Here is a 21,692-nt window from a genome sequence, read left to right on the forward strand (position 1 = left end):
TCACCCCTTTCCCCCGCAGGGAGCCCTCAGTGGCCGATGTCCCGCCCCGCCGCCGGCGGAGCACCACCCGCAGACCCGGCCGCACGGCCGTACTGCTCGCCGCCTCGCTGACCGCCGCCACCCTCGGCACCGCCCCGGCCGTGTTCGCCGCCGCCCCGCCCGCCCCGCCGTCGGACGCCGCGCTCGCCGCCACCGCCGGGCGGCACGACCTCACCCGTGAGCAGTTCTACTTCGTCCTGCCCGACCGGTTCGCCAACGGTGACCACGCCAACGACACCGGCGGCATCACCGGAAGCCGGCTGGAGAACGGCCTCGACCCGGCCGACAAGGGCTTCTACCACGGTGGCGACCTGGCCGGCCTGATCCAGCGGCTCGACTACATCCAGGACCTCGGCACCACCGCCATCTGGATGGCGCCGATCTTCAAGAACAAGCCCGTCCAGGGCACCGGCGACAACGCGAGCGCCGGCTACCACGGCTACTGGATCACCGACTTCACCCAGGTCGACCCGCACTTCGGCACCAACGACCAGCTCAAGGAGCTGATAGCCAAGGCGCACCAGCGGGGCATCAAGGTCTTCTTCGACGTCATCACCAACCACACCGCCGACGTCATCGACTACCAGCAGCAGCAGTACGGCTACCGCTCCACCGGCGCCTACCCGGTGCTGGACGCCGACGGCCGCCCGGTCGACGAGACCGCCGTCGCCGACGCGGGCGCCGCCTGGCCGAAGCTGACCAAGGACTCGTTCCCCTACAGTCCGGTCTTCCGCAACCCGGCCGACGCCAACGCCAAGACCCCGGCCTGGCTCAACGACCCCTCGCTCTACCACAACCGTGGTGACTCGACCTTCGTCGGCGAGTCCGCCACCGAGGGCGACTTCTCCGGCCTGGACGACCTCGACACCCAGAACCCCCGGGTGGAGAAGGGCTTCGAGAAGGTCTACCAGCAGTGGGTGAAGGACGCCGGCGTGGACGGCTTCCGGATCGACACCGTCAAGCACGTCAACATGGCCTTCTGGCAGCAGTGGGCGCCCGCGCTCAAGGACTTCGCGGCCAGGCAGGGCAACAAGCGCTTCTTCATGTTCGGCGAGGTCTACTCCGGCGACCCGGCGGTCACCTCGCCGTACGTCACCAAGGGCAGGCTCCAGGCCACGCTCGACTTCCCGTTCCAGAACGCCGCCCGCTCCTACGTCTCGCAGGGCGGCTCGGCGAGGAACCTCGCCGACGTGTACGGCCAGGACTACCGCTACACCACCGCCGACACCGACGCCTACGAGCTGCCGACCTTCCTCGGCAACCACGACATGGGCCGCTTCGGCTCCTTCCTGTTGAGCGACAACCAGGGCGCCGACGAGGCCACCCTGCTCAGGAAGGACCGGCTCGGCAACGAGCTGCAGTTCCTCACCCGCGGCCAGCCCGTCGTCTACTACGGCGACGAGCAGGGCTTCACCGGCGCGGGCGGCGACAAGGACGCCCGGCAGGACCTCTTCGCCTCGCAGACCCCCTCCTACAACTCCGACCGGGTGCTCGGCGGCGCCGCCGGCCCCGCCGACCGCTACGGGCAGGGCGGCGAGCTCTACCAGGGCATCGCCGGCCTGGCCAAGCTGCGTCGCGACCACCCGGCGCTCGCCGACGGTGCCCAGATCGAGCGGTACGCCGCCGACGGCGCGGGTGTGTACGCCTTCTCCCGGATCGACGCCGGGCAGCAGGTCGAGTACCTGGTCGCGGTCAACAACGCGACCGAGGCGAAGACCGTCACCCTGGACACCTTCTCGGCGGGCCAGGGCTTCGACCGGATCTACCCGGCGGCGGGGGAGCGGCTGACCAGCGGCGCGGACCGCAAGGTCACCGTCACCGTGCCGGCGCTGTCGTCCGTCGTCCTCAAGGCGGCCGGCCGGCTCGCCCCGGTCGCGGCCGCACCGGCGATCGGCCTGGAGACGCCGGCCGACGGCTCCACCGGCACCGTCACGGTCGGCGCGAGGGTCGACGGCGGCGGCTTCAACCGCGTCACCTTCGCCGCCCAGATCGGCGACGCGCCCTGGCGCACCCTCGGCACCGCCGACAACGGTTCGTTCAAGGTCACCCAGGACCTGTCCGCCGTCGCCCCCGGCACGGTCGTCCGGTACAAGGCCGTGGTCCAGGACTCCAGCGGCCACCTGCGCTCCGCCACCGGCAGCTTCACCACCGGCGCCCCCGCGCCCAAGCCGGCGCCCAGCGCCACCGCCCGCCCGTACGCCGTCGTGCACTACCAGCGCAGGAACGGCGACTACGACGGCTGGAACCTCTACGCCTGGGGCGACCTCGCGGACGGCGAGAGCACCCCGTGGCCGGCCGGGCACGGCTTCACCGGCCGGGACGCGTACGGCGCCTTCGCCTACGTCCGGCTGAAGCCCGGTGCCTCGGACGTCGGCTTCATCGTCGAGAAGGACGGCGTCAAGGACGTGGACGCCGACCGCCACCTCGACGTCGGCGCGGGCGGCGAGATCTGGCTCAAGGAGGGGGACCCGGCCGTCCGGACGGCCAACCCCGGGCCGGCGAACACCCAGCCCGCCAACACCGCGGTGATCCACTACAACCGGGCCGACGGCGACTACGACGGCTGGGGGCTGCACGACTGGACCGGCGCCGCCAACCCCACCGACTGGGGCAACCCGCTGCAGCCGGTGCGCCGCGACGCCTTCGGCGCCGTCTTCGAGGTGCCGCTCGCCCCCGGGGCGACCAGCCTCAGCTACATCCTCCACAAGGGCAACGACAAGGACCTGCCGGGCGACCAGTCGCTGGACTTCGCCGTCAACGGCCACGAGGTCTGGATCCTCGGCGGCCGGGAGGGCTACCTGCTGCCGCAGAGCGGCGCCGCCTCCTCGCAGGTGGACCTCGGCTCGGCCAAGGCCCAGTGGATCGACGCCCGGACGGTGGTCGTCCCCGCCAACTACGGCGCCGCCGACGCGGCCCTGGCGGGCGGGACCAGCGCCCAGCTGGTGTACGACCCCGAGGGTGCCCTGGGGAGTGGACAGAGCACGGCCGACAAGGGCGTGCTGGGCAAGCCCGGCCAGTGGATCCGGCTGACGCCCGCCCCCGGCGGCCTGACCGACGCACAGAAGGCCAAGTACCCGCACCTGGCGGGCTACCGCGCCTTCACGGTGGACCAGCGGGACACCGGCCGGGTCGCCCAGGCCCTCCGGAGCCAGCTGCTCTTCACCGAGCACCTGCCCAGCGGCGCGGCCCTGGCCGCCACCGGCGTGCAGACCCCGGGCGTGCTGGACGACCTGTACGCGCGCCGCACCGGCCGGGTGGACTTCGGCCCGGCGTACTACAACGGCAAGGTGGCGCTCTCGGTCTGGGCCCCGACCGCGCAGGAGGTCTCCGTCCAGCTCTTCGACGGCCCGGCGGGCGGCACCCCGAAGACCGTGCCGCTGAAGCTGGACGAGGAGACCGGGGTCTGGGAACTCGTCCGTGACAAGGCCGAGCTGGACGGGAAGTACTACCTGTTCCAGGTGAAGGTCTGGGCGCCGTCCGTGCAGCGGGTGGTGGTCAACACCGTCACCGACCCGTACTCGGTCGCCCTCTCCACCGACTCCAAGCGGAGCCTGGTCGCCGACCTCGCCGCCAAGGAGCTCAAGCCGCAGGGCTGGGACGACCACGCCGTCCCGAAGGCCGTCCCGCCCGCGCAGCAGCAGATCCAGGAGCTGCACGTCCGGGACTTCTCGGTCGAGGACACCACCGTGCCGGCCGCCGAGCGCGGCACCTACCTGGCCTTCACCGAGTCGCAGTCGGCCGGCATGCGGCACCTGCGCGAGCTGGCCGCGGCGGGCGTGACCACCGTCCACCTGCTGCCGACCTTCGACATCGCCACCATCCGGGAGAACCGGGCCGAGCAGAAGCTGCCCGCCTGCGACCTGAAGTCGCTCGCCGCGGACGGCGACAAGCAGCAGGAGTGCGTGGCGGCCGTCGCCGCCGAGGACGCCTACAACTGGGGCTACGACCCGCTGCACTACAACGTGCCGGAGGGCTCCTACGCCACCGATCCCAACGGAACCGCCCGCACCGTGCAGTTCCGGCGGATGGTGCAGGCGATCCACGCGGCCGGACTGCGCGTGGTGCTGGACGTGGTCTACAACCACACCGCGGCCAGCGGCCAGGCGGAGCACTCGGTGCTGGACCGGGTGGTGCCCGGCTACTACCAGCGGCTCGACGCCAACGGCAAGGTGACGACCGACAGTTGTTGCTCGGACACCGCGCCCGAGCACGCCATGATGAACCGCCTGGTGGTGGACTCGGTGACCACCTGGGCCCGCGAGTACAAGGTGGACGGCTTCCGCTTCGACCTGATGGGCCTGGACCCGAAGTCCACGATGCTGGACGTGCAGGCCGCGCTGCGGAGGATGACCCCGGACTCGGACGGCGTCGACGGGAAGAACATCCTCCTCTACGGCGAGGGCTGGAACTTCGGCGTCGTCGCGAACAACGCCCGCTTCGAACAGGCCACCCAGCTCAACATGGCCGGAACCGGCATCGCGACCTTCGACGACCGGATCCGGGACGCGGCGCGCGGCGGCAACTTCCAGCTCTCCTCGGCCCCGCAGCAGGGCTTCGCCTCGGGCCTGTTCACCGACCCGAACGGCTCGCCCGCCAACGGGACCCCGGAGGAGCAGAAGGCCCGGCTGCTCAAGCAGATGGACCAGCTGAAGGTGTCGCTCACCGGCAATCTGGCCGGATACCGCTTCACCGACAGCTCGGGCAGGTCCGTCACCGGCGCGGGCGTCGACTACAACGGTGCCCCGACCGGCTACGCGGCCAAGCCCGGCGAGGCCGTCGAGTACGTGGACGCGCACGACAACACCGGCCTGTTCGACGCGCTGGCGTACAAGCTGCCGGCCGGCACCGAGCCCGCCGACCGGGCCCGCATGCAGGCGCTGGCGCTCTCGCTGACCGCGCTGACCCAGGGCCCGGGCTTCGCCCAGGCCGGCAGCGACCTGCTGCGCTCCAAGTCGCTGGACGCCAACTCCTACGACTCCGGTGACTGGTTCAACGCCATCCACTGGGACCCGGCCGAGGGCAACGGCTGGGGCCGGGGCCTGCCCCCGGCGGCCGACAACAAGGAGATGTGGCCGGCCGCCAAGTCCCTGCTGGCCAACCCGAAGCTGACCGTGGGCGCCGCGGACATCCGGGCGGCCGGGGCGCAGTACCAGCAGTTCCTGCAGACCAAGCAGGGTTCGCCGCTGTTCTCGCTGCCCACCCTGGCCGACGTGCAGCAGCGGCTCTCCTACCCGCTCTCCGGCACGGCCGGCGAGACGCCCGGGGTGATCACGATGCACCTGGACGGCACCGGGCTGGCCGGCGCGGAGAAGGGCGTCACCGTGGTGTTCAACGCCACGCCCGGCGCGCAGAGCCAGACCGTCGCCGCGCTGAAGGGGACGGCCCAGGCGCTGCACCCGGTGCAGGCGGGCGGCGTGGACCAGGTGGTCCGGCAGTCCGGCTTCGACGCCGCGACCGGCACGTTCACCGTGCCCGGCCGCACCGTGGCGGTGTTCGTCCAGCACTGACGGGCCGCCCCGACCGGGCCCCGTGCCGCCTGAGGGCGGTGCGGGGCCCGGTGCGTTCCGGACCGGCCCTGGCGGGGGTGGCCGAAAATCGACCCTGGCACGGCCGGAATGGTGACGTGCCGTGCGTGCGCGGCGCTGCCGTCCACCATGCGGACGCCCGAGGTGCCCTGAGTGCTGGTCAGTGGCCGCCGGGGGTGATCGAACGATTCCGCGACAATGAAAACCGTCTTCGGAAGTTTGTGCGCCTGTAACACGGAGGCCGGTCTGACGGATGAACGGGTCCGGTAGCTAATCGGCCATTCCGTGGCATGCATCTGTCATTAACGGCTCGTTTGCTGCCACGATTCCTCCGGCTGCAGACGAGGGGGCCCCACCCCCCGGTGCGGCTGTCCCACGGTCAGGAACAGCGCTCCCCCTGCCAAGTACTTGCTCCGCAACTGCTCCGCAACCGCACCCGCGCCGCGAACCCGGCGGCGGGGGCCCCCACTGTGCCGCAACCCTGCGGCCAGGTTCTCTCCACCGGTCGCGAACCCGCGCCGGTCGGAAAAGGAGTCCGCATGTCCCGTTACACCCAGGCCCGGAAGGCAGCCGTTGTCATGGCCGCCTCCACCGCGCTGCTCGTGACCGGCATCCCGGTCATCGCGCAGGCGGCGACCCCGGACGCTCCGGCGGCCGTCGCCGCCGCGCAGGCGAGCCGCGCCCAGCTGATCGCCTCCGCGAACCAGCAGACCACCACCCTCGCCCAGAGCCTGGGCCTGGGCAGCGAGGAGAAGCTGGTCACCAAGGACGTCGTCCAGGACGCCAACGGTGCCCGCCACCTGCGCTACGAGCGCACCCTCAACGGCCTGCCCGTGCTCGGCGGCGACCTGGTGGTGCACCAGGCCCCGGGTGGCGCGACCACCGGTGTGGACCGCGCGAGCACCGCCGCGCTGACCGGCGTGAGCACCACGCCGAAGCTGGCCGCGCCGGCCGCGCAGTCCGCCGCGCTCGCCGCGCAGGCGGGCACCTCGCTGGACACCGCGCCCCGCCTGGTGGTGTGGGCCGCCGACAACACCCCGCGGCTCGCCTGGGAGACCGTCGTCTCCTCCACCGAGGCCGACGGCACCCCGAGCAAGCTGCACGTGATCACGGACGCGACCTCCGGCCAGGTCATCCACAAGTTCGAGGGCATCCAGACCGGCACCGGCAAGGGCGTCTTCGTCGGCAACGTCACCATCGGCACCACGCAGTCGGGTTCGTCCTTCCAGATGAAGGACGGCACCCGCGGTGGGATGTACACCACCAACCTGAACCACGGGACCTCGGGCACCGGCACCCTGTACAGCAAGTCCAGCGACAGCTGGGGCGACGGCACCGTCGCCAACAGCGAGTCCGCCGCGGTCGACGCCCACTTCGGCGTCGCGGCCACCTGGGACTTCTACAAGAACACCTTCGGCCGCAACGGCATCAAGAACGACGGTGTCGGCGCCTACAGCCGCGTCCACTACGGCAACAACTACGTGAACGCGTTCTGGGACGACAGCTGCTTCTGCATGACCTACGGTGACGGTGACTCCAACACCCACCCGCTGACCGAGCTCGACGTCGCGGGCCACGAGATGAGCCACGGCGTCACCGCCGCCACGGCCAACCTCGACTACTCGGGCGAGTCCGGCGGCCTCAACGAGGCCACCTCGGACATCTTCGGCACCATGGTCGAGTTCTACGCCAACATCCCGACCGACAACCCCGACTACCTCATCGGCGAGTTGATCGACATCAACGGGAACGGCACCCCGCTGCGCTACATGGACAAGCCGTCCAAGGACGGCGGCTCCGCCGACTACTGGTCCTCCACCGTCGGCAACAAGGACGTCCACTACTCGTCCGGCGTCGGCAACCACTTCTTCTACCTGCTGGCCGAGGGCAGCGGCGCGAAGGTGATCAACGGCGTCAGCTACAACTCGCCGACCCAGGGCAACATCACCGTCAACGGCATCGGCCGGGACAAGGCCGCGGCGGTCTGGTACCGCGCGCTGACCACCTACATGACCTCCACCACCAACTACGCCGCGGCGCGCATCGCGACGGAGAAGGCGGCCACCGACCTGTACGGCGCCGGCAGTGCCGAGCTCAACGCGGTCAGCACCGCCTGGGCGGGCGTCAACGTCGGCACCGCGCCGAACCCGGGCGGCGTCACCGTCACCAGCCCGGGCAACCAGAGCACCGCTCTGAACGGCTCGGTCAACCTGCAGATCGCCGCCACCGGCGGCACCGCTCCGCTGACCTTCTCGGCCACCGGCCTGCCGACCGGCCTGTCGATCAGCTCGACCGGCAAGATCACCGGCACCGCGACCGCGGCCGGCACGTACAACGTGACCGTCACCGCGAAGGACGCCGCCAACAAGACCGGTTCCACCAGCTTCACCTGGACCGTCTCCGGCGGCGGTGGCGGCACCTGCACCCCGGCGCAGCTGCTCGGCAACGCGGGCTTCGAGACCGGCTCCGCCGCCCCGTGGACCGCCTCCAGCGGCGTGGTCGACAACAGCGCCTCGCAGGCCGCCCACGGCGGTTCCTGGAAGGCCTGGATGAACGGCTACGGCTCCACCCACTCGGACAACCTGTCCCAGACGGTGACCATCCCGGCCGGCTGCAAGGCGTCGCTGAGCTTCTACCTGCACATCGACACCGCCGAGTCCGGCTCCACGCAGTACGACAAGCTGACCGTCACGGTCAACGGCACCGCGCTGAAGACCTACTCCAACGTGGACGCGGCCGCCGGCTACCAGCTGCGCACCTTCGACCTCTCGTCCTACGCGGGCCAGACGGTCACCCTGAAGTTCGCCGGCACCGAGGACTCCTCGCTGCAGACCAGCTTCGTGATCGACGACACCTCGATCGCCACCAGCTGAACCCCGGCCGGTGACACCGGCTGAAACCAGGTGAGACAGGGAGCGGGGCCCGGCAGCGACGGCTGCCGGGCCCCGCGTCGTCCGCCCGCCCGTGAGCTTCCGGAAACCGCCCGGCAACCGCGGGGCAACCGCCGGGCAATACGAAACACGGGCGAAACGTGTCCGTCCGCGACCGGAAACCCGTCCTCGCGACACTCTCCCAACCGCGACCTGCGAACCCCACCCCGACGCAGGCCCTTGGGAAGGCACGCCCTATGTTCCTGGCTGACTCGTCGCCCGGCCTCGACACCGGTGACACCGCCTGGCTGCTGGCCAGCACCGCGCTCGTCCTGCTGATGACCCCCGGTCTGGCGCTCTTCTACGGCGGCATGGTCCGCACAAAGAGCGTGCTCAACATGATCATGATGAGCTTCGTCTCGATCGCCGTGGTCACCGTGGTCTGGCTGCTGGCCGGCTACTCGCTGGCGTTCGGCCGGGACGTCGGCGGCTGGGGCCTGATCGGCGGACCGGAGCACCTCGGCATGGCCGGGATCACCCCGTCCTCGCTCACCGGCCACGTGCCCACCGTGCTCTTCGCCACCTTCCAGCTCACCTTCGCGGTCATCACCGCCGCCCTGATCAGCGGCGCCATCGCGGACCGGGCGAAGTTCGGCTCCTGGGTGGCCTTCACCGCCGTCTGGACGCTGCTGGTCTACGTCCCGGTCGCGCACTGGGTGTTCGCGCCCGACGGCTGGATCCTGTCGGGGCTCGGCGCGCTGGACTTCGCCGGGGGCACCGTCGTCGAGGTCAACTGCGGTGCCAGCGGCCTGGCCCTGGCGCTGCTGCTCGGCCCGCGGATCGGGTTCCGGAAGGAGGCGATGCGCCCGCACAACCTGCCGTTGGTACTGCTCGGTGCGGGCCTGCTCTGGTTCGGCTGGTTCGGCTTCAACGCCGGCTCGGCGCTGGGCGCCAACGGCCTGGCCGCGTCCGCACTGCTCAACACCCAGGCGGCCGGCTGCACCGGGCTGCTCGGCTGGCTGCTGGTGGAGAAGCGGCGGGACGGCCACGCCACCACCCTGGGCGCCGCCTCGGGTGCGGTGGCCGGCCTGGTCGCGATCACCCCGTCCTGCGGCAGCGTCGACCTGGTCGGCGCGCTGGTGATCGGGCTGGCGGCGGGCGTGGTCTGCTCGTACGCGGTCAGCTGGAAGTTCCGGTTCGGCTTCGACGACTCGCTGGACGTGGTGGGCGTGCACTTCGTGGCCGGTGTGATCGGCACCGGGCTGATCGGCCTCTTCGCCACCGCCGCGATGACCGGCGGACCGGCCGGCCTGCTGCACGGCGGCGGCCTCGGGCAGCTCGGCAAGCAGCTGGTGGCGGTCGCCGCCGTCGCGGCCTACGCCTTCGCCGCGACCTACGGGATCGGCCGGGCGGTCGACCGGGTGATGGGGTTCCGCGCCAGCGAGGAACACGAACTCACCGGCCTGGACCTCGCCGTGCACGCCGAGACGGCGTACGATCACGGCGTCCTGGGGCACGGCACGACCGCCCACGCCACCACCACCGTGTTCACGCACCCGTCCGACAGGACCCCCTCCGCATGAAGCTGATCACCGCGATCGTCAAGCCGTTCAAGTTGGACGAGGTGAAGAACGCGCTGCAGGCCGTCGGCGTGCACGGACTGACCGTCACCGAGGCCAGCGGGTACGGCCGGCAGCACGGGCACACCGAGGTCTACCGGGGCGCCGAGTACCGGATCGACCTGGTGCCCAAGGCCCGGATCGAGGTGGTGGTCGAGGACGAGGACGCCGAGCGGGTGATGGACGAGATCGTCCGGGCCGCCCGTACCGGGAAGATCGGGGACGGCAAGGTCTGGGCGGTGCCGGTGGAGTCGATCGTCCGCGTGCGGACCGGCGAACGCGGGCCCGACGCCGTCTAGTTCCCTCTCCCTCCTGCCGTCGGGTGTCGTGACCCCGGCGGCTCCGGCCGCCGGCGGCGGTCCGCCGCCACCGGGGGCGGGCCGTCAGGACCTGTGGGTGGGGCCCGGACCCGTGGGCGAGGGGGCCGGTGGCGGCCGCCCCGGGGCCCCGAGGGCCTGCGGGCCGGCGCCCTGCCTTCGGCGAAGCGGCCCCGGCCGGACGGCCCGTGCCGGCCCGCCGCGGGCGTCGCAGGGTGATGTGAAGGCCGGTGAGGCCGGGCCGTGCGCCTCGACCGGGACCGTCCCCCGCGCCCGGCCCGCCCGGGTGTGCGGCCCCGGGCCCCTGCCCGTCCGTGGTCCTCCGCGCCCGTCCGAGCCCGCCCATGCCCCGCCCCCGGCCGGTCCCGGCCGTTCCTGCCCGGCCCCCCGTCGTCCGCGCCCGTCCATGCCGGGCGCGCGGGAAAGTCGCATACGAGCTTTCCGGAGCTGCAGAAACGTTGTTTCCAAGGCCTTGACGGGTCCAGGTCGCGACCCTAAGTTCAGCGCTGCAAGTTTCAGAAACATTTCAGCAAGTTTCACGAGCGGTACCCCAGGCTGCCCCCACCCCAGCCCCCAGGAGACATCGTGGTCACCACCGCCCCCACCCGCCGGCCTGCCCGGACGGCCGGCGCGCTCACCGCCTCGGCGGCGCTCGCCCTCTCACTCACCGCGGCGTTCGGCGCCGCCCCCGCCCAGGCCACCCCGCCCGGCAACGGCAAGGACGTCACGGCGACCCTCTTCGAGTGGCGCTTCGACTCCGTCGCCAAGGCCTGCACCGACACGCTCGGCCCGAAGGGCTACGGCTTCGTCGAGGTCTCGCCGCCCCAGGAGCACATCCAGGGCAGCCAGTGGTGGACCTCCTACCAGCCGGTGAGCTACAAGATAGCCGGGCGCCTCGGCGACCGGGCGTCCTTCAAGCGCATGGTCGACACCTGCCACGCGGCCGGCGTCAAGGTGGTCGCCGACTCGGTGATCAACCACATGTCGGCCGGCTCCGGCACCGGCACCGGCGGGACGAACTACAGCAAGTACAACTACCCCGGGTACTACCAGGACCAGGACTTCCACTCCTGCCGCACCGCGATCAGCAACTACGCCGACCGCTCCAACGTGCAGAACTGCGAGCTGGTCAACCTCTCGGACCTCGACACCGGCAGCGCCTACGTCCAGCAGACCATCGCCGGCTACCTGAACGACCTGGCCTCGCTCGGCGTCGACGGCTACCGGATCGACGCCGCCAAGCACATCGCCGCCGCCGACCTCGCCGCGATCAAGGCCCGGACCGCCAACCCCAACGCGTACTGGGTCCAGGAGGTCATCTACGGCGCGGGCGAGCCGATCCAGCCCTCCGAGTACACCGGCACCGGCGACGTCGACGAGTTCCGCTCCGGCACCTGGCTGAAGAGCGCCTTCCAGGGCGGCCGGATCGCCGACCTCGCGAACTGGGGCTCCGGCCTGCTGCCGGGCGACAAGGCCCGCACCTTCGTCGACAACTGGGACACCGAGCGCAACGGCTCCACGCTGACGTACAAGGACGGCTCCGCCTACACCCTGGCCAACGTCTTCATGCTGGCCAACCCGTACGGCGCGCCCAACGTCTACTCCGGCTACGCCTTCACCGGCCACGACGACGGCCCGCCGAACGGCGGCACCGTCAACGCCTGCTACAGCGACGGCTGGAACTGCACGCACGCCTGGCGGCAGGTGGCCAACATGGTCGGCTTCCGCAACGCGGTGGCGGGCACCGGGATCACCAACTGGTGGTCCAACGGCAACAACGCGATCGCCTTCGGGCGCGGCAACAAGGGCTTCGTGGCGCTGAACCGCGAGTCCGGACCGGTCACCCAGACCTTCCAGACCTCGCTGCCGGCCGGTTCGTACTGCGACGTCCAGCACGGCGACCCGGCCGCGGGCGGCTGCACCGGGCCGTCGTACACCGTCGGTTCGGACGGCCGGTTCACCGCCACCGTCGGCGCGGGCGACGCGGTGGCGCTGTACGTCGGCGCGCCGGGCGGCACCGGCGGCGGCAACCCGGTGGGCGGCGGCGCGTCCTTCGCGGTCAACGCGACCACCGTCTACGGCCAGAACATCTACGTGGCCGGCAACACCGCCGCGCTCGGCGGCTGGGACACCGGCAAGGCACTGCCGCTCTCCTCGGCCGCCTACCCGGTCTGGAAGCTGGACGTGGCGATGGCCGCCGGTACCGCGTTCGAGTACAAGTACATCCGCAAGGACGCCGCCGGGAACGTCACCTGGGAGTCCGGCGCCAACCGGACCGCGACCGTGCCGGCCTCCGGCCAGGTCACGCTGAACGACACCTGGCGCAACTGACCCCGGTCTCCGCGCCGACGGCCGCCTCCCGTGCACCAAGGAGGCGGCCGTCAGCCTGTCGTGACGGAGGATCACCCGGGCGAGTGGCTTCACGGGGTCCAAACCCCCGGGTCGGGTGAACGCTGCCACCATCGCGGGATGAGCACCACCCCCGTCGTCCTCGACGTCGAACTCTGCGGCGGCCGCTGGGACGGCCACCGCAAGCGCGTCAACGCCACCGCCCCGCCGCCCTCGCTGCGGATGGTCCTGCGCGCCGAACTGCCCGCCACCGACGCCGGCGAGTACTGGCCGACCACCAGCGTGTACCGGCTGGACGAGGAGGGCGGCCGACGGCGCTACCGCCACTCCCACGACGAGTAGCGCCGGCTTCCCCGGTACCTCCCGCGGTGGCTTCCCCGCCCTCCCGCGGTGCCGGCGCCGGCTCCTCCCGCGGTGGGGGCCCCGCCACCGGACCGGCTCAGCCCCGTCCGATGTAGGGCATGGCGGTCGCCATCACGGTGGCGAACTGCACGTTGGCCTCCAGCGGCAGCCCCGCCATGTGCCGCACGGTGCGGGCCACGTCGGCGACGTCCATGGTCGGCTCCACCGCGACCCGCCCGTCCGCCTGCCGCACGCCGACGCTCATCGCCGCCGTCATGTCGGTCGCGGCGTTGCCGATGTCGATCTGCCCGCAGGCGATCCGGTACGGGCGGCCGTCCAGCGACAGCGACTTGGTGAGCCCGGTGACGGCGTGCTTGGTCGCGGTGTACGCGATCGACTGCGGCCGCGGCACGTGGGCCGAGATCGAGCCGTTGTTGATGATCCGGCCGCCCTGCGGGTCCTGGGCCTTCATCTGCCGGAACGCGGCCCGGGCGCAGAGGAAGGCCCCGGTCAGGTTGAGGTCGACCACGGCCCGCCACTCGGCGACGTCCAGCTCGTCCACCGGGGTCGGCGCGCCGAACGTCCCGGCGTTGTTGAACAGCAGGTCGACCCGGCCGAACCGCTCGGCGGCCGTCGCGAACAGCGCGTCCACCGCCGCCGGGTCGGTGACGTCGGTCGGCACCACGGCCACCGCGCCGCCCGCCGCACCTCCCGTTCCCCCGCCGGCCGTCCCGTCGCCGCCCGTCCCGGCCGCGGCCGCCGCGCAGAGCCCCGCCGTCTCGCGCAGCGGCGCCTCCCGCCGGCCGGCGAGCACCAGCCGCCAGCCGGCGGCGGCCAGCTCCACGGCCACGGCGCGGCCCACCCCGCTCCCGGCTCCGGTGACGACGGCGGTCTGCTGGGGCATGGCGGCTCCTCGGGCGCTGGTACGGGCGAACTGATCGTCCCCGATCGGGCTCCCGGGGTCACTGGTACGAGGGCCCAAAACACGGCGGGCCCGGACCGCGCGCGACTGTGCTCCCCGCCGTCCGGCGGGGACGCCCCCCGCCGATCGGCAGGGCTGTCGAAAGCCTTTACCGGATCGGGAACAAACATTGGATTGACACTGGTCCAACCGCAACCGGCTCGCCCCGGCCCACGTCATAAGATCGCAGGACGGCACGCCTCCGCGAGGGGCGGCGCGCCGCCTCCCGGGGGCCACGGACGACGTCGTGCCCCCGGCCTGTCCGGCCCCACCCGGGGGCCACCGCCCGGCTCCCGACGGAGCGGGCGCGACACCGGTCGGAGAGTCCTCACCGTGCAGCCGCAGTCCACCCGTATCCGCGCCGTCCTGACCGGCGCCGCCGCCTTCACCCTGGCCGCCTCGCTGGCGGCCTGCGGCAGTACGGACGCCGGCGGGAAGAAGGGGGACACCGCCAAGGCCGCCGGCACGGCGAGCGCGAGCGGCAGCACCGCCCCCGGCTCCCCGTCGGCCACCGGCAGCACCTCCGCGGCGCCCGCCAGTGCGACCCCGACCGCCTCGGGCAAGGTCCTGATGCCCACCGGCCCGGCCGCGGCCCTCACCAAGGCCCGGGACACCGCCGCGGGCCAGATCCTGGTGACCACGCTGGCCGGTCCCAAGTCGGGCGTCTCCGGCAAGGTCTGGGTCTGGCTGCCGCCCGAGTACAACGACCCGAAGTTCGCCAAGACCGGCTTCCCGGTGCTCACCCTCTTCGCCGGGGGCCAGAGCAACGGCTACAACACCTGGACCGACGACCAGCTGCCGATCCAGCAGGTGAACGCCGAACTGTCCAAGGCCGGCAAGGCGCACCCGTTCATCATGATCATGCCGGTACAGAACTTCAACAGCGACGAGAAGAACGCCCTGGACTGCGCCGACATCCCCGGCCAGCCCAAGATGGGCACCTGGATGGCCGAGGACATCCCGGACTTCGTCCGCGCCAACTTCCGCACCGTGAAGGGCCGTGACGGCTGGGGCCTGATGGGCGCCTCCACCGGCGCGTTCTGCAGCGCGAAGCTGGCCCTGCAGCACCCGGACAAGTTCAAGGCGGCCGTGCCGATCGACGGCTACTTCAACCCGGACTCGGGGCTCTGGAAGGGCCACGAGGCCGAGCGGCAGGCCAACAGCCCCGAGACGATGGTCGCCCTGGGCAAGGCCGACGTGAAGATGCTCGTCACCGCCGGCGGCGCCAACGCGTACGAGACCAAGCTGGTCAAGGCGTGGGTCGCCAAGGCCACTCCGCCGCTCGCCATCGAGTACTACGAGCAGCCCGGCGGCAAGCACCTCACCAGCGACTTCAAGAAGATGATCCCGGACACCCTGCAGTGGCTCACCAAGAACCTGGCGGGCCCGCAGAGCGACTGACCCGCAGAGCGACTGATCCCCGAGCGACCGACTCCTGGGGGCGACCGACCCCGGGGCGACCGTCCTCGGGAGCGACCGACCCGAGCCGCCCGCTCGACCCGCGCTGATCCGCTGACCCGCCGCCCGGTGCGGCCGCCGACGGCCCGGCCCCTTCCGGGGGCCGGGCCGTCGGCTTCGGCGCCGGGCCCTCCGGGGCGCCCACAGGGCGCTGACCTGCACGTCAATCGGACATTGATTCGGCTCTGATCGACTACGGCCACTGTGGTGGGACCGCCTACCGCCAGCCGCGAATCCGCCCATGGCGATTCCACCAGCCGTGCCAAGTCGTGAAGAGAGTGCCATGCCGAGCCATCTGCTGCCCGTAGCGTCCCCGCCCGCAGCCCCCGCCCAGGGGGGCTCCGACCGTGAGCACGCCGCCGGCGAGGAGCCGCAGGCCGTCCGGTTCGCCGGACTGCGGCTCGTGCACGCCGCGCTCCGCCGCGACCTGGCGCGGCTGCCCAACTCGCTGCGGCTGCTCCAGCCCGGCGAGGACGACAAGGGCGAGGCGCTGCTGCGGCACTGGCACTTCGTCAACGCGATGCTGACCTGCCACCACGAGCAGCAGGACACCCGGATCTGGCCGATCGTCCGCCGCTTCGCGCCCGAGCTGCGGCTGCTGCTCAACTGGCTGGAGGCGGACCACCACAACCTCGACCACTCGTTCACCCGGGTCAGCACCCTGGTCCGGATCGCCAGCCGGGACGCGGGCAGCGCCTGGCCGGTCGCCTACGCGATGGAGGACCTCGCGGCCCGGCTGGAGACCCACCTGCGGATCGAGGAGCGCCAGCTGCTGCCGCGGATGGAGCTGGTGTTCACGGAGACCTCCCGGGTCGGCAGCCTGCCCGAGCTGCTGGACCTGCTGCGCTCCGCCGACGGCCCCGGCACCGCGGACGCGCTCGCCTGGCTGCTGGACGGCGTCGAGCCGGCGCTGGTCGAGCGGCTGATCGCGGACTGCGACGACGACGTGGCCCGCAACTGGCCGCACTGGCAGTCCACCTACCAGCGCTGCACCGCGCAGCTCTGGGGCCGGGCCGACATCCGGGACGGCGCCGCGGGCATCCTGGGAGGCGCCGCCGAGTGACCGGCGGCCGCTTTTTCGGGCCGATGATCTACGCGCGTGGCATATGCCCCTGCCACCTGCCCGGGGGATGTGCCAGGCCTGCCCGGGGCGTCAGCGGAGCCCGAGTCGGGCCAGGTATCCCGGCAGGTCGGCCGGGTCGTCGGTGGCCAGCCCGAGGTAGCCGTCCGGCCGGATGACGAAGAGCCCTTCGCCGTAGACCGCCTGCGCGACCCCGCCGTCCACCCGGTGTGCCCGCACCCCGGCCGGCACCGCCGGCAGCCGACGGCCGACGGCGAGCACCGTCACGTGCGGGCCGCGGAACAGGTCGAACAGCCGGGTGCCCGCCGGTGACCCGTCCAGCGGTGCGTCCGGTGCGCGGTCGCCCGCCCGCAGGGCCTCCTCGGGCAGGCCCGGGCGCGCTTCCACGGTGAGCGGCCCGTCCGGATAGCCGACGCCCAGCTGCTCCGTCCGCGGCCCGCGCAGCCTGCCGTGCCGTACGGCGCCCGCGCGGTGCAGCCGGGTGGAGATCTCCAGCACGTCGGCGGCGACCGGCAGCCGTTCCTGCTCGTAGCTGTCCAGCAGCTCCTCGGGCGCGTCGTGCAGCAGGACCTGCCCGAGCTTCCAGCCCAGGTTGTAGGCGTCCTGGATGCTGGTGTTGAGGCCCTGTCCCCCCGCCGGGGAGTGGATGTGCGCGGCGTCGCCGGCCAGGAAGACCCGGCCGGACCGGAACCGCTCGGCCAGCGCCGCGCTCGGGCGGAAGGCCGAGGCCCAGCGGACGTCGCCGACCGCCGCTGCGGCGAGGTGGGTGCGGGCCGCGATCAGCTCGCGCACCGCGGCCGGCGAGGTGTCCGGTTCCGCGTGCTCGCCGAACTGGGCGAGCAGCTGGAAGTCGGCGGTGCCGGGGAGCGGGCAGAGCAGCAGCGGGCCGCCGGCGCCCTTCGGCCAGAAGTGCCAGTTGTCGCGGTCGAGACCGGTGACCCGGACGTCCGCGACCAGCGACTGCTGCGGGTCGACCTGCTCGCCGGCCATCGGGATGCCGGCGAGCCGCCGGACGGCGCCGCGCCCGCCGTCCGCCGCCACCAGGTACTGCGCCGAGACGGTCCGCAGGCCGCCGTCCGGACCGGTCAGGGTGGCCGTCACCCGGTCGGGGCGCCGGTCCGGGTGCTCGTCGAGGGCGGGGGTTTGGCCGAGGTCGGGGTGCCGGCCGGGGTCGAGGGGCTGGTCGAGGCCGGTGAGCGCGGTGCCGAAGCGGACCTCGCCGCCGAGCTCGCGCAGCCGGGCGTGGAGGATCTCCTGGGTGCGCCACTGCGGGAGCATCCAGGTGTCCGGGTACGGGACGGTCGGGTCGTCGGCGGTGCTGCGCTCGACGAGGTCCCACTCGCCCTGCCGCTCGCCGTCCTGCCAGGACAGGATCCGCGGGTAGGGGCCGCCGGCCTCACGGACGGCGGGCAGGATCCCGAGGTCCTCGAAGACCTCCAGGGTGCGCGGCTGGAGCCCCTTGCCGCGCGAGCCGGGGAAGAGCTCCGCGGCGCGCTCGACCAGCAGGGCGCGCACCCCGCGGCGGGCGAGGTCGCAGGCAAGGGTGAGGCCGGTCGGTCCGGCGCCGACGATCAGGACGTCGGTCTGCTCCTGGTGCGGGGCGGTCCGGGGGCGGGGCTGGGCAGGCAGCACGAGCACTCTCCTTAACGACGTTAAGTTGGCGATGGGGAGAGCATGGGCTTAACGGTGTTAAATTGTCAATGCCGGGAGTCCGCGACCGCGGGCGCCGAGGTGCGCGACCGCGTGCCGGGAGCGTGCAACCACGGGAAGGAAGGCCGGTCGTGCCACCGAAGCTGGACCGTGCCCAGGTCGTCGACACCGCGCTGCGGCTGCTCGACGAGACCGGCCTCGACGGCCTCACCCTGCGCCGCATCGCCACCGAGCTGGACGTCAAGGCGCCCGCGCTGTACTGGCACTTCGCCAACAAACAGGCGCTGCTGGACGAGATGGCCACCGAGATGCTCCGCCGGATGTCCGCCGGGCCCGCCGCTCTGCCGGACTCCTGGCAGGAGGCGCTGGCCGGAACCTGTCGCGGCCTGCGCACCGCCCTGCTCGGCTACCGGGACGGCGCCAAGGTCTTCAGCGGCACCAGGCTCACCGACCAGGGCCACGCCGAGGGCCAGCACGCCCTGCTCGGCGTCCTCACCCGGGCCGGCTTCGAACTCGCCGATGCCGTGCAGGCGTTCACCACCGGGTACGCGTACACCATCGGCTTCGTGATCGAGGAGCAGGCCGTTCACCCCGTGCCGGGGGAGCGGGCGCCCGGCTACGACGCGGAGCAGCGGGCCGCCGAGATCGATCCCGCGTACGAGCTGGCCGCCGCCGCGGGGCAGGACTTCTTCGGGGACTTCGAGCGGCGCTTCGAGCGCGGCCTCGCCGTCGTGGTGGCCGGCGTCGAGCGGGTCCTCGGCCCTTAGGCTCCCCGGGCCCCCGGCCCCATCGAGTCTTTCTCCCCCTGCCGGCTCCCGGGTCTTCGCCTCCGGCCGGCTCCCGGGTCTTCGCCTCCGGCCGGCTCCCGGGTCTTCGCCTCCGGTCGGCCCCAGGGGCGGCCCGCCGCCGGGCGGCGGGCCGTCGACGGCTACTCGGGCAGCCGGTTGAGCCAGGTCAGCGGGGTGACCGCAATGGCCTTGGCCGGCGAGCCGTCCCACTCCACCGGCAGGCCGGCCGCCTCCAGGGCCGCCACCACCTCGCGGCCGATCTCCACCGTGCGCCGCTCCGCCGACTCCTTGGGCTCGCCCTCGGCCCGGAACCCGCCGTACCGCAGCATCAGCCCGTGCCCGGCGGCCGCGCTCTCGGTGTCCTGCTGGTGGAAGAAGACGAAGCCGCGCGAGTCCGCCTCGGCCTCGCCACCGATTTCGTGGTAACCGCAGTTCGCGCAGCAGGTGAAGTCCATCGCCGCGACGATGCCCTGATCCTCCAGGGTGTCGAACGCCTCCTCCAGCCGGTCCACGTCGGTCGTCTCCGGCCAGGACGCCTGCTCGGCCAGCCGCTCCCGCCAGAGCGGGGCGACGATCTCCTCGGCGTCCTCCTCCTCCAGCCCCTGGTCCTCGAACTCCTCGACCAGGGACTCGGCTATCTCGTCCTGCTCCTGGAAGCCGCACCGGATCAACTCGCGGGCACGCTCCTCGGCCTCGCGCCGTACGTCGAAGGTGAGCTCGGTCTCCTGGTTCATGACCGCATCCTCGCACCGGCCACCGACACCCGCTCCGCCGGGCCCCCGGGTACGGTCGTCCGCCGGTGGCCTCGCTGCCTGAACGGCCCCTGACGACCAGTCCGACATCCGCCTGACAGCCCGCCCGGTGGCCAGGGTTGACGGCCCGACGGGCTGATCCGGAGCGCCGGCGCGGGGTCGGTGGCCCGTCAGGCCGCCTCCGCTTCCGGGGAGTTCCGCGCCGACTCCCGGCCGGGGTGGGCTCAGCCCGAGGCGAGCCGGAACTCCAGGTTGCCGAAGCGGACCTGGTCGCCCGGGCGCACCCGGACCCCGCCCGCGATCCGCAGGCCGTTCACATGGGTGCCGTTGGTCGAGCCGAGGTCGTACAGCACCCAGTCGGCGCCCTCCCACCGCAGCTCGGCGTGGTTGCGCGAGACCGAGATGTCGTGCAGCCGCAGCCCGGACCCGGGGACCCGTCCGATCGTCAACTTCCGTTCCCCCGACTGCGGCAGGCTCAGTCCGGGCAGCCGCTCGATCCGCCACGCCCCGCGCAGCCGTACGCCGAACGCCGAGACCTGGCCGACCGTCCGCAGCAGGAAGCGCCCGACCGGGTTCCCGGCCGGCAGGCCCGCCATCGCCTGGTCCAGCTCGGCCCGCGTGCCGGCCTGCAGCACGAGCTCCATCCGGCCGAGGAAGGTGTCGTGCGAGAGCCGGCCGCTGCCCGCGCCCTCCCGCAGCACTCCGAGCGCGTGCTCGCGCTCGACCTCGGACGGCCGGACCACGTGGGTCCGGATCTCAGGAGACGTCATGGCCCGATTGTCGGCTCACCGGCCCCCACCTGTCCAGATTGCGGTCCTCCGCCGCGTCAGCTCCTCCTGGCGGCGGCCAGGATCTTGACGGTGGTGTGCAGGAACCGTGCGGTGGCCGAGCCCCGGTAGGACCTGCCGAAGAGGTTGCCGGGGGTGTTCCACCGTCCGTCCCGGAGGTGGACCACCACGTAGGCGGTGCCGTCGTCGGCGCCGATCACCTCGTAGTCGCCCTTGGGGGAGGTGTACGGGACGGGGAAGTCCGCCGGAAGCGGCTCGGAGAGGAAGTTGACCACCAGCCGGATGTCCGGCGTGACCTCGATGCCCGCGAACGGCTCGGCGGCGAGCAGCGCCTCGACCTCCTCCACGGTGCGCAGCATCACCGGGACGGGGTAGCCGAGCGCCTCCGCCAGGTGCTGCTCGATGCGTCCGGCGAGCGCGGCGCGATCCGGCTCGTCGGTGGTGAAGAAGACGTTGCCGCTCTGGATGTACGAGCGCACGTCGCCGAGGCCCAACTCGCCGAACAGGGCCCGCAGCCGTTCCATCTTCACCGTCCGGCCGCCGACGTTGACGGCTCGCAGGAAGGCGATGTACGTGGTCGTGGTGGTCACCGGGTCAGTCTGGCACCGGCCACCGACGAACGCCGCGGCCGCACCGGCGGTTGTCGGCCCCCGGTGCCAGACTGACGCCATGGCTACCTGGCAGGATTTCGAGCACGAGGCACCCGATCTGGCCTCCGCCGTGCGGGCCCGTTTCGAGGCCAACAAGCACCACGTCCTGGCGACGCTGCGCAAGGACGGTTCACCCCGGGTGAGCGGCACCGAGGTGGAGTTCGTCGGCGCCGACCTCACCCTCGGGTCGATGTTCGGCGCGGTGAAGGCCCGCGACCTCCAGCGGGACGGCCGCTTCGCACTGCACGCCCACCCGGGCGACGCGACGATGGAGGGCGGGGACTCCAAGGTCTCCGGCCGCGCCGTCGAGATCACCGACGAGGTCGAGCTGGCCGCCTGGGAGGCCGATCTCCCGGAGCCGCCGCCCGGCCCGTTCCACGCCTTCCGGCTGGAGCTGGAGCAGGTGGTGCACACCACCGTGGGCGAGGACCACCTGTGGATCACGTCCTGGCGCCCGGGCGAGCCGGTGAAGCGCATCCAGCGGCACTGAGGCGGCAGGCGGC

The 21,692-nt window shown here is 72.6% G+C and carries 15 protein-coding genes; 10 read left to right on the forward strand and 5 right to left on the reverse strand.

The features are described from left to right. The first annotated feature begins 29 nt into the window (after positions 1-29). From pulA to J5Y04_RS35460, 6 genes are all read left to right on the forward strand, one after another. Positions 30-5,546 (forward strand): pullulanase-type alpha-1,6-glucosidase, encoded by a 5,517-nt coding sequence (gene pulA / locus J5Y04_RS35435; RefSeq protein ID WP_209416641.1) that lies wholly within the window; start codon positions 30-32, stop codon positions 5,544-5,546. Positions 5,547-6,103: 557 nt separating this feature from the next. Beyond that, positions 6,104-8,437, forward strand: a complete 2,334-nt coding sequence (locus tag J5Y04_RS35440) for a M4 family metallopeptidase (protein ID WP_209416642.1) — start codon at positions 6,104-6,106, stop codon at positions 8,435-8,437. 254 nt (positions 8,438-8,691) lie between these two features. After that, complete coding sequence (locus J5Y04_RS35445) at positions 8,692-10,017, forward strand: ammonium transporter (protein ID WP_209416643.1); 1,326 nt, start codon at positions 8,692-8,694, stop codon at positions 10,015-10,017. Further along, entirely contained in the window at positions 10,014-10,352 is a 339-nt protein-coding gene (locus J5Y04_RS35450; RefSeq protein ID WP_148645409.1) for a P-II family nitrogen regulator, read from the forward strand. Before J5Y04_RS35445 ends, J5Y04_RS35450 begins: the two co-directional genes overlap by 4 nt. 603 nt (positions 10,353-10,955) lie before the next feature. Further along, positions 10,956-12,701, forward strand: a complete 1,746-nt coding sequence (locus J5Y04_RS35455; protein ID WP_374106178.1) for a carbohydrate-binding module family 20 domain-containing protein — start codon at positions 10,956-10,958, stop codon at positions 12,699-12,701. A gap of 138 nt (positions 12,702-12,839) precedes the next feature. Beyond that, positions 12,840-13,061 carry a hypothetical protein gene (locus tag J5Y04_RS35460; RefSeq protein WP_209416644.1) on the forward strand — a complete coding sequence of 74 codons (222 nt, stop codon included), beginning with the start codon at positions 12,840-12,842 and terminating at the stop codon, positions 13,059-13,061. Positions 13,062-13,158: 97 nt separating this feature from the next. Here J5Y04_RS35460 and J5Y04_RS35465 read toward each other — a convergent pair whose 3' ends face one another. Beyond that, the gene (locus J5Y04_RS35465) at positions 13,159-13,965 is read right to left on the reverse strand and encodes an SDR family oxidoreductase (RefSeq protein WP_209416645.1); all 807 of its coding nucleotides are present in this window, start codon (positions 13,963-13,965) and stop codon (positions 13,159-13,161) included. 390 nt (positions 13,966-14,355) lie between these two features. On the opposite strand from J5Y04_RS35465, the gene J5Y04_RS35470 reads away from it, so the two are divergent. Then, a complete protein-coding gene (locus J5Y04_RS35470; RefSeq protein ID WP_209416646.1) occupies positions 14,356-15,423 on the forward strand; it encodes an esterase family protein in 1,068 nt (355 codons plus the stop codon). A 340-nt stretch (positions 15,424-15,763) separates the two neighbouring features. Further along, positions 15,764-16,543 (forward strand): hemerythrin domain-containing protein, encoded by a 780-nt coding sequence (locus J5Y04_RS35475; protein ID WP_209416647.1) that lies wholly within the window; start codon positions 15,764-15,766, stop codon positions 16,541-16,543. A 90-nt stretch (positions 16,544-16,633) separates the two neighbouring features. On the opposite strand, the gene J5Y04_RS35480 is transcribed toward J5Y04_RS35475, so the two are convergent. After that, positions 16,634-18,193: an FAD-dependent monooxygenase gene (locus J5Y04_RS35480; protein ID WP_307853465.1), complete on the reverse strand. Its 1,560-nt coding sequence runs from the start codon at positions 18,191-18,193 to the stop codon at positions 16,634-16,636. A 149-nt stretch (positions 18,194-18,342) separates the two neighbouring features. On the opposite strand from J5Y04_RS35480, the gene J5Y04_RS35485 reads away from it, so the two are divergent. After that, positions 18,343-18,978, forward strand: a complete 636-nt coding sequence (locus tag J5Y04_RS35485; protein ID WP_307853466.1) for a TetR/AcrR family transcriptional regulator C-terminal domain-containing protein — start codon at positions 18,343-18,345, stop codon at positions 18,976-18,978. A gap of 161 nt (positions 18,979-19,139) precedes the next feature. Here J5Y04_RS35485 and J5Y04_RS35490 read toward each other — a convergent pair whose 3' ends face one another. From J5Y04_RS35490 to J5Y04_RS35500, 3 genes are all read right to left on the reverse strand, one after another. Next, on the reverse strand, positions 19,140-19,733 hold the full coding sequence (locus tag J5Y04_RS35490; protein ID WP_209416648.1) for a hypothetical protein: 594 nt from the start codon (positions 19,731-19,733) through the stop codon (positions 19,140-19,142). Positions 19,734-19,975: 242 nt separating this feature from the next. Next, a complete protein-coding gene (locus J5Y04_RS35495; RefSeq protein ID WP_209416649.1) occupies positions 19,976-20,521 on the reverse strand; it encodes a DUF1707 and FHA domain-containing protein in 546 nt (181 codons plus the stop codon). Positions 20,522-20,577: 56 nt separating this feature from the next. Further along, entirely contained in the window at positions 20,578-21,129 is a 552-nt protein-coding gene (locus tag J5Y04_RS35500) for a DUF1697 domain-containing protein (protein ID WP_307853467.1), read from the reverse strand. Positions 21,130-21,208: 79 nt separating this feature from the next. Here J5Y04_RS35500 and J5Y04_RS35505 point away from each other — a divergent pair, with 79 nt between their 5' ends. After that, complete coding sequence (locus tag J5Y04_RS35505; RefSeq protein WP_209416651.1) at positions 21,209-21,679, forward strand: pyridoxamine 5'-phosphate oxidase family protein; 471 nt, start codon at positions 21,209-21,211, stop codon at positions 21,677-21,679. Positions 21,680-21,692: the final 13 nt, after the last annotated feature.

The sequence above is a fragment of the Kitasatospora sp. RG8 genome (assembly GCF_017813315.1).
Lineage (GTDB): Bacteria > Actinomycetota > Actinomycetes > Streptomycetales > Streptomycetaceae > Kitasatospora.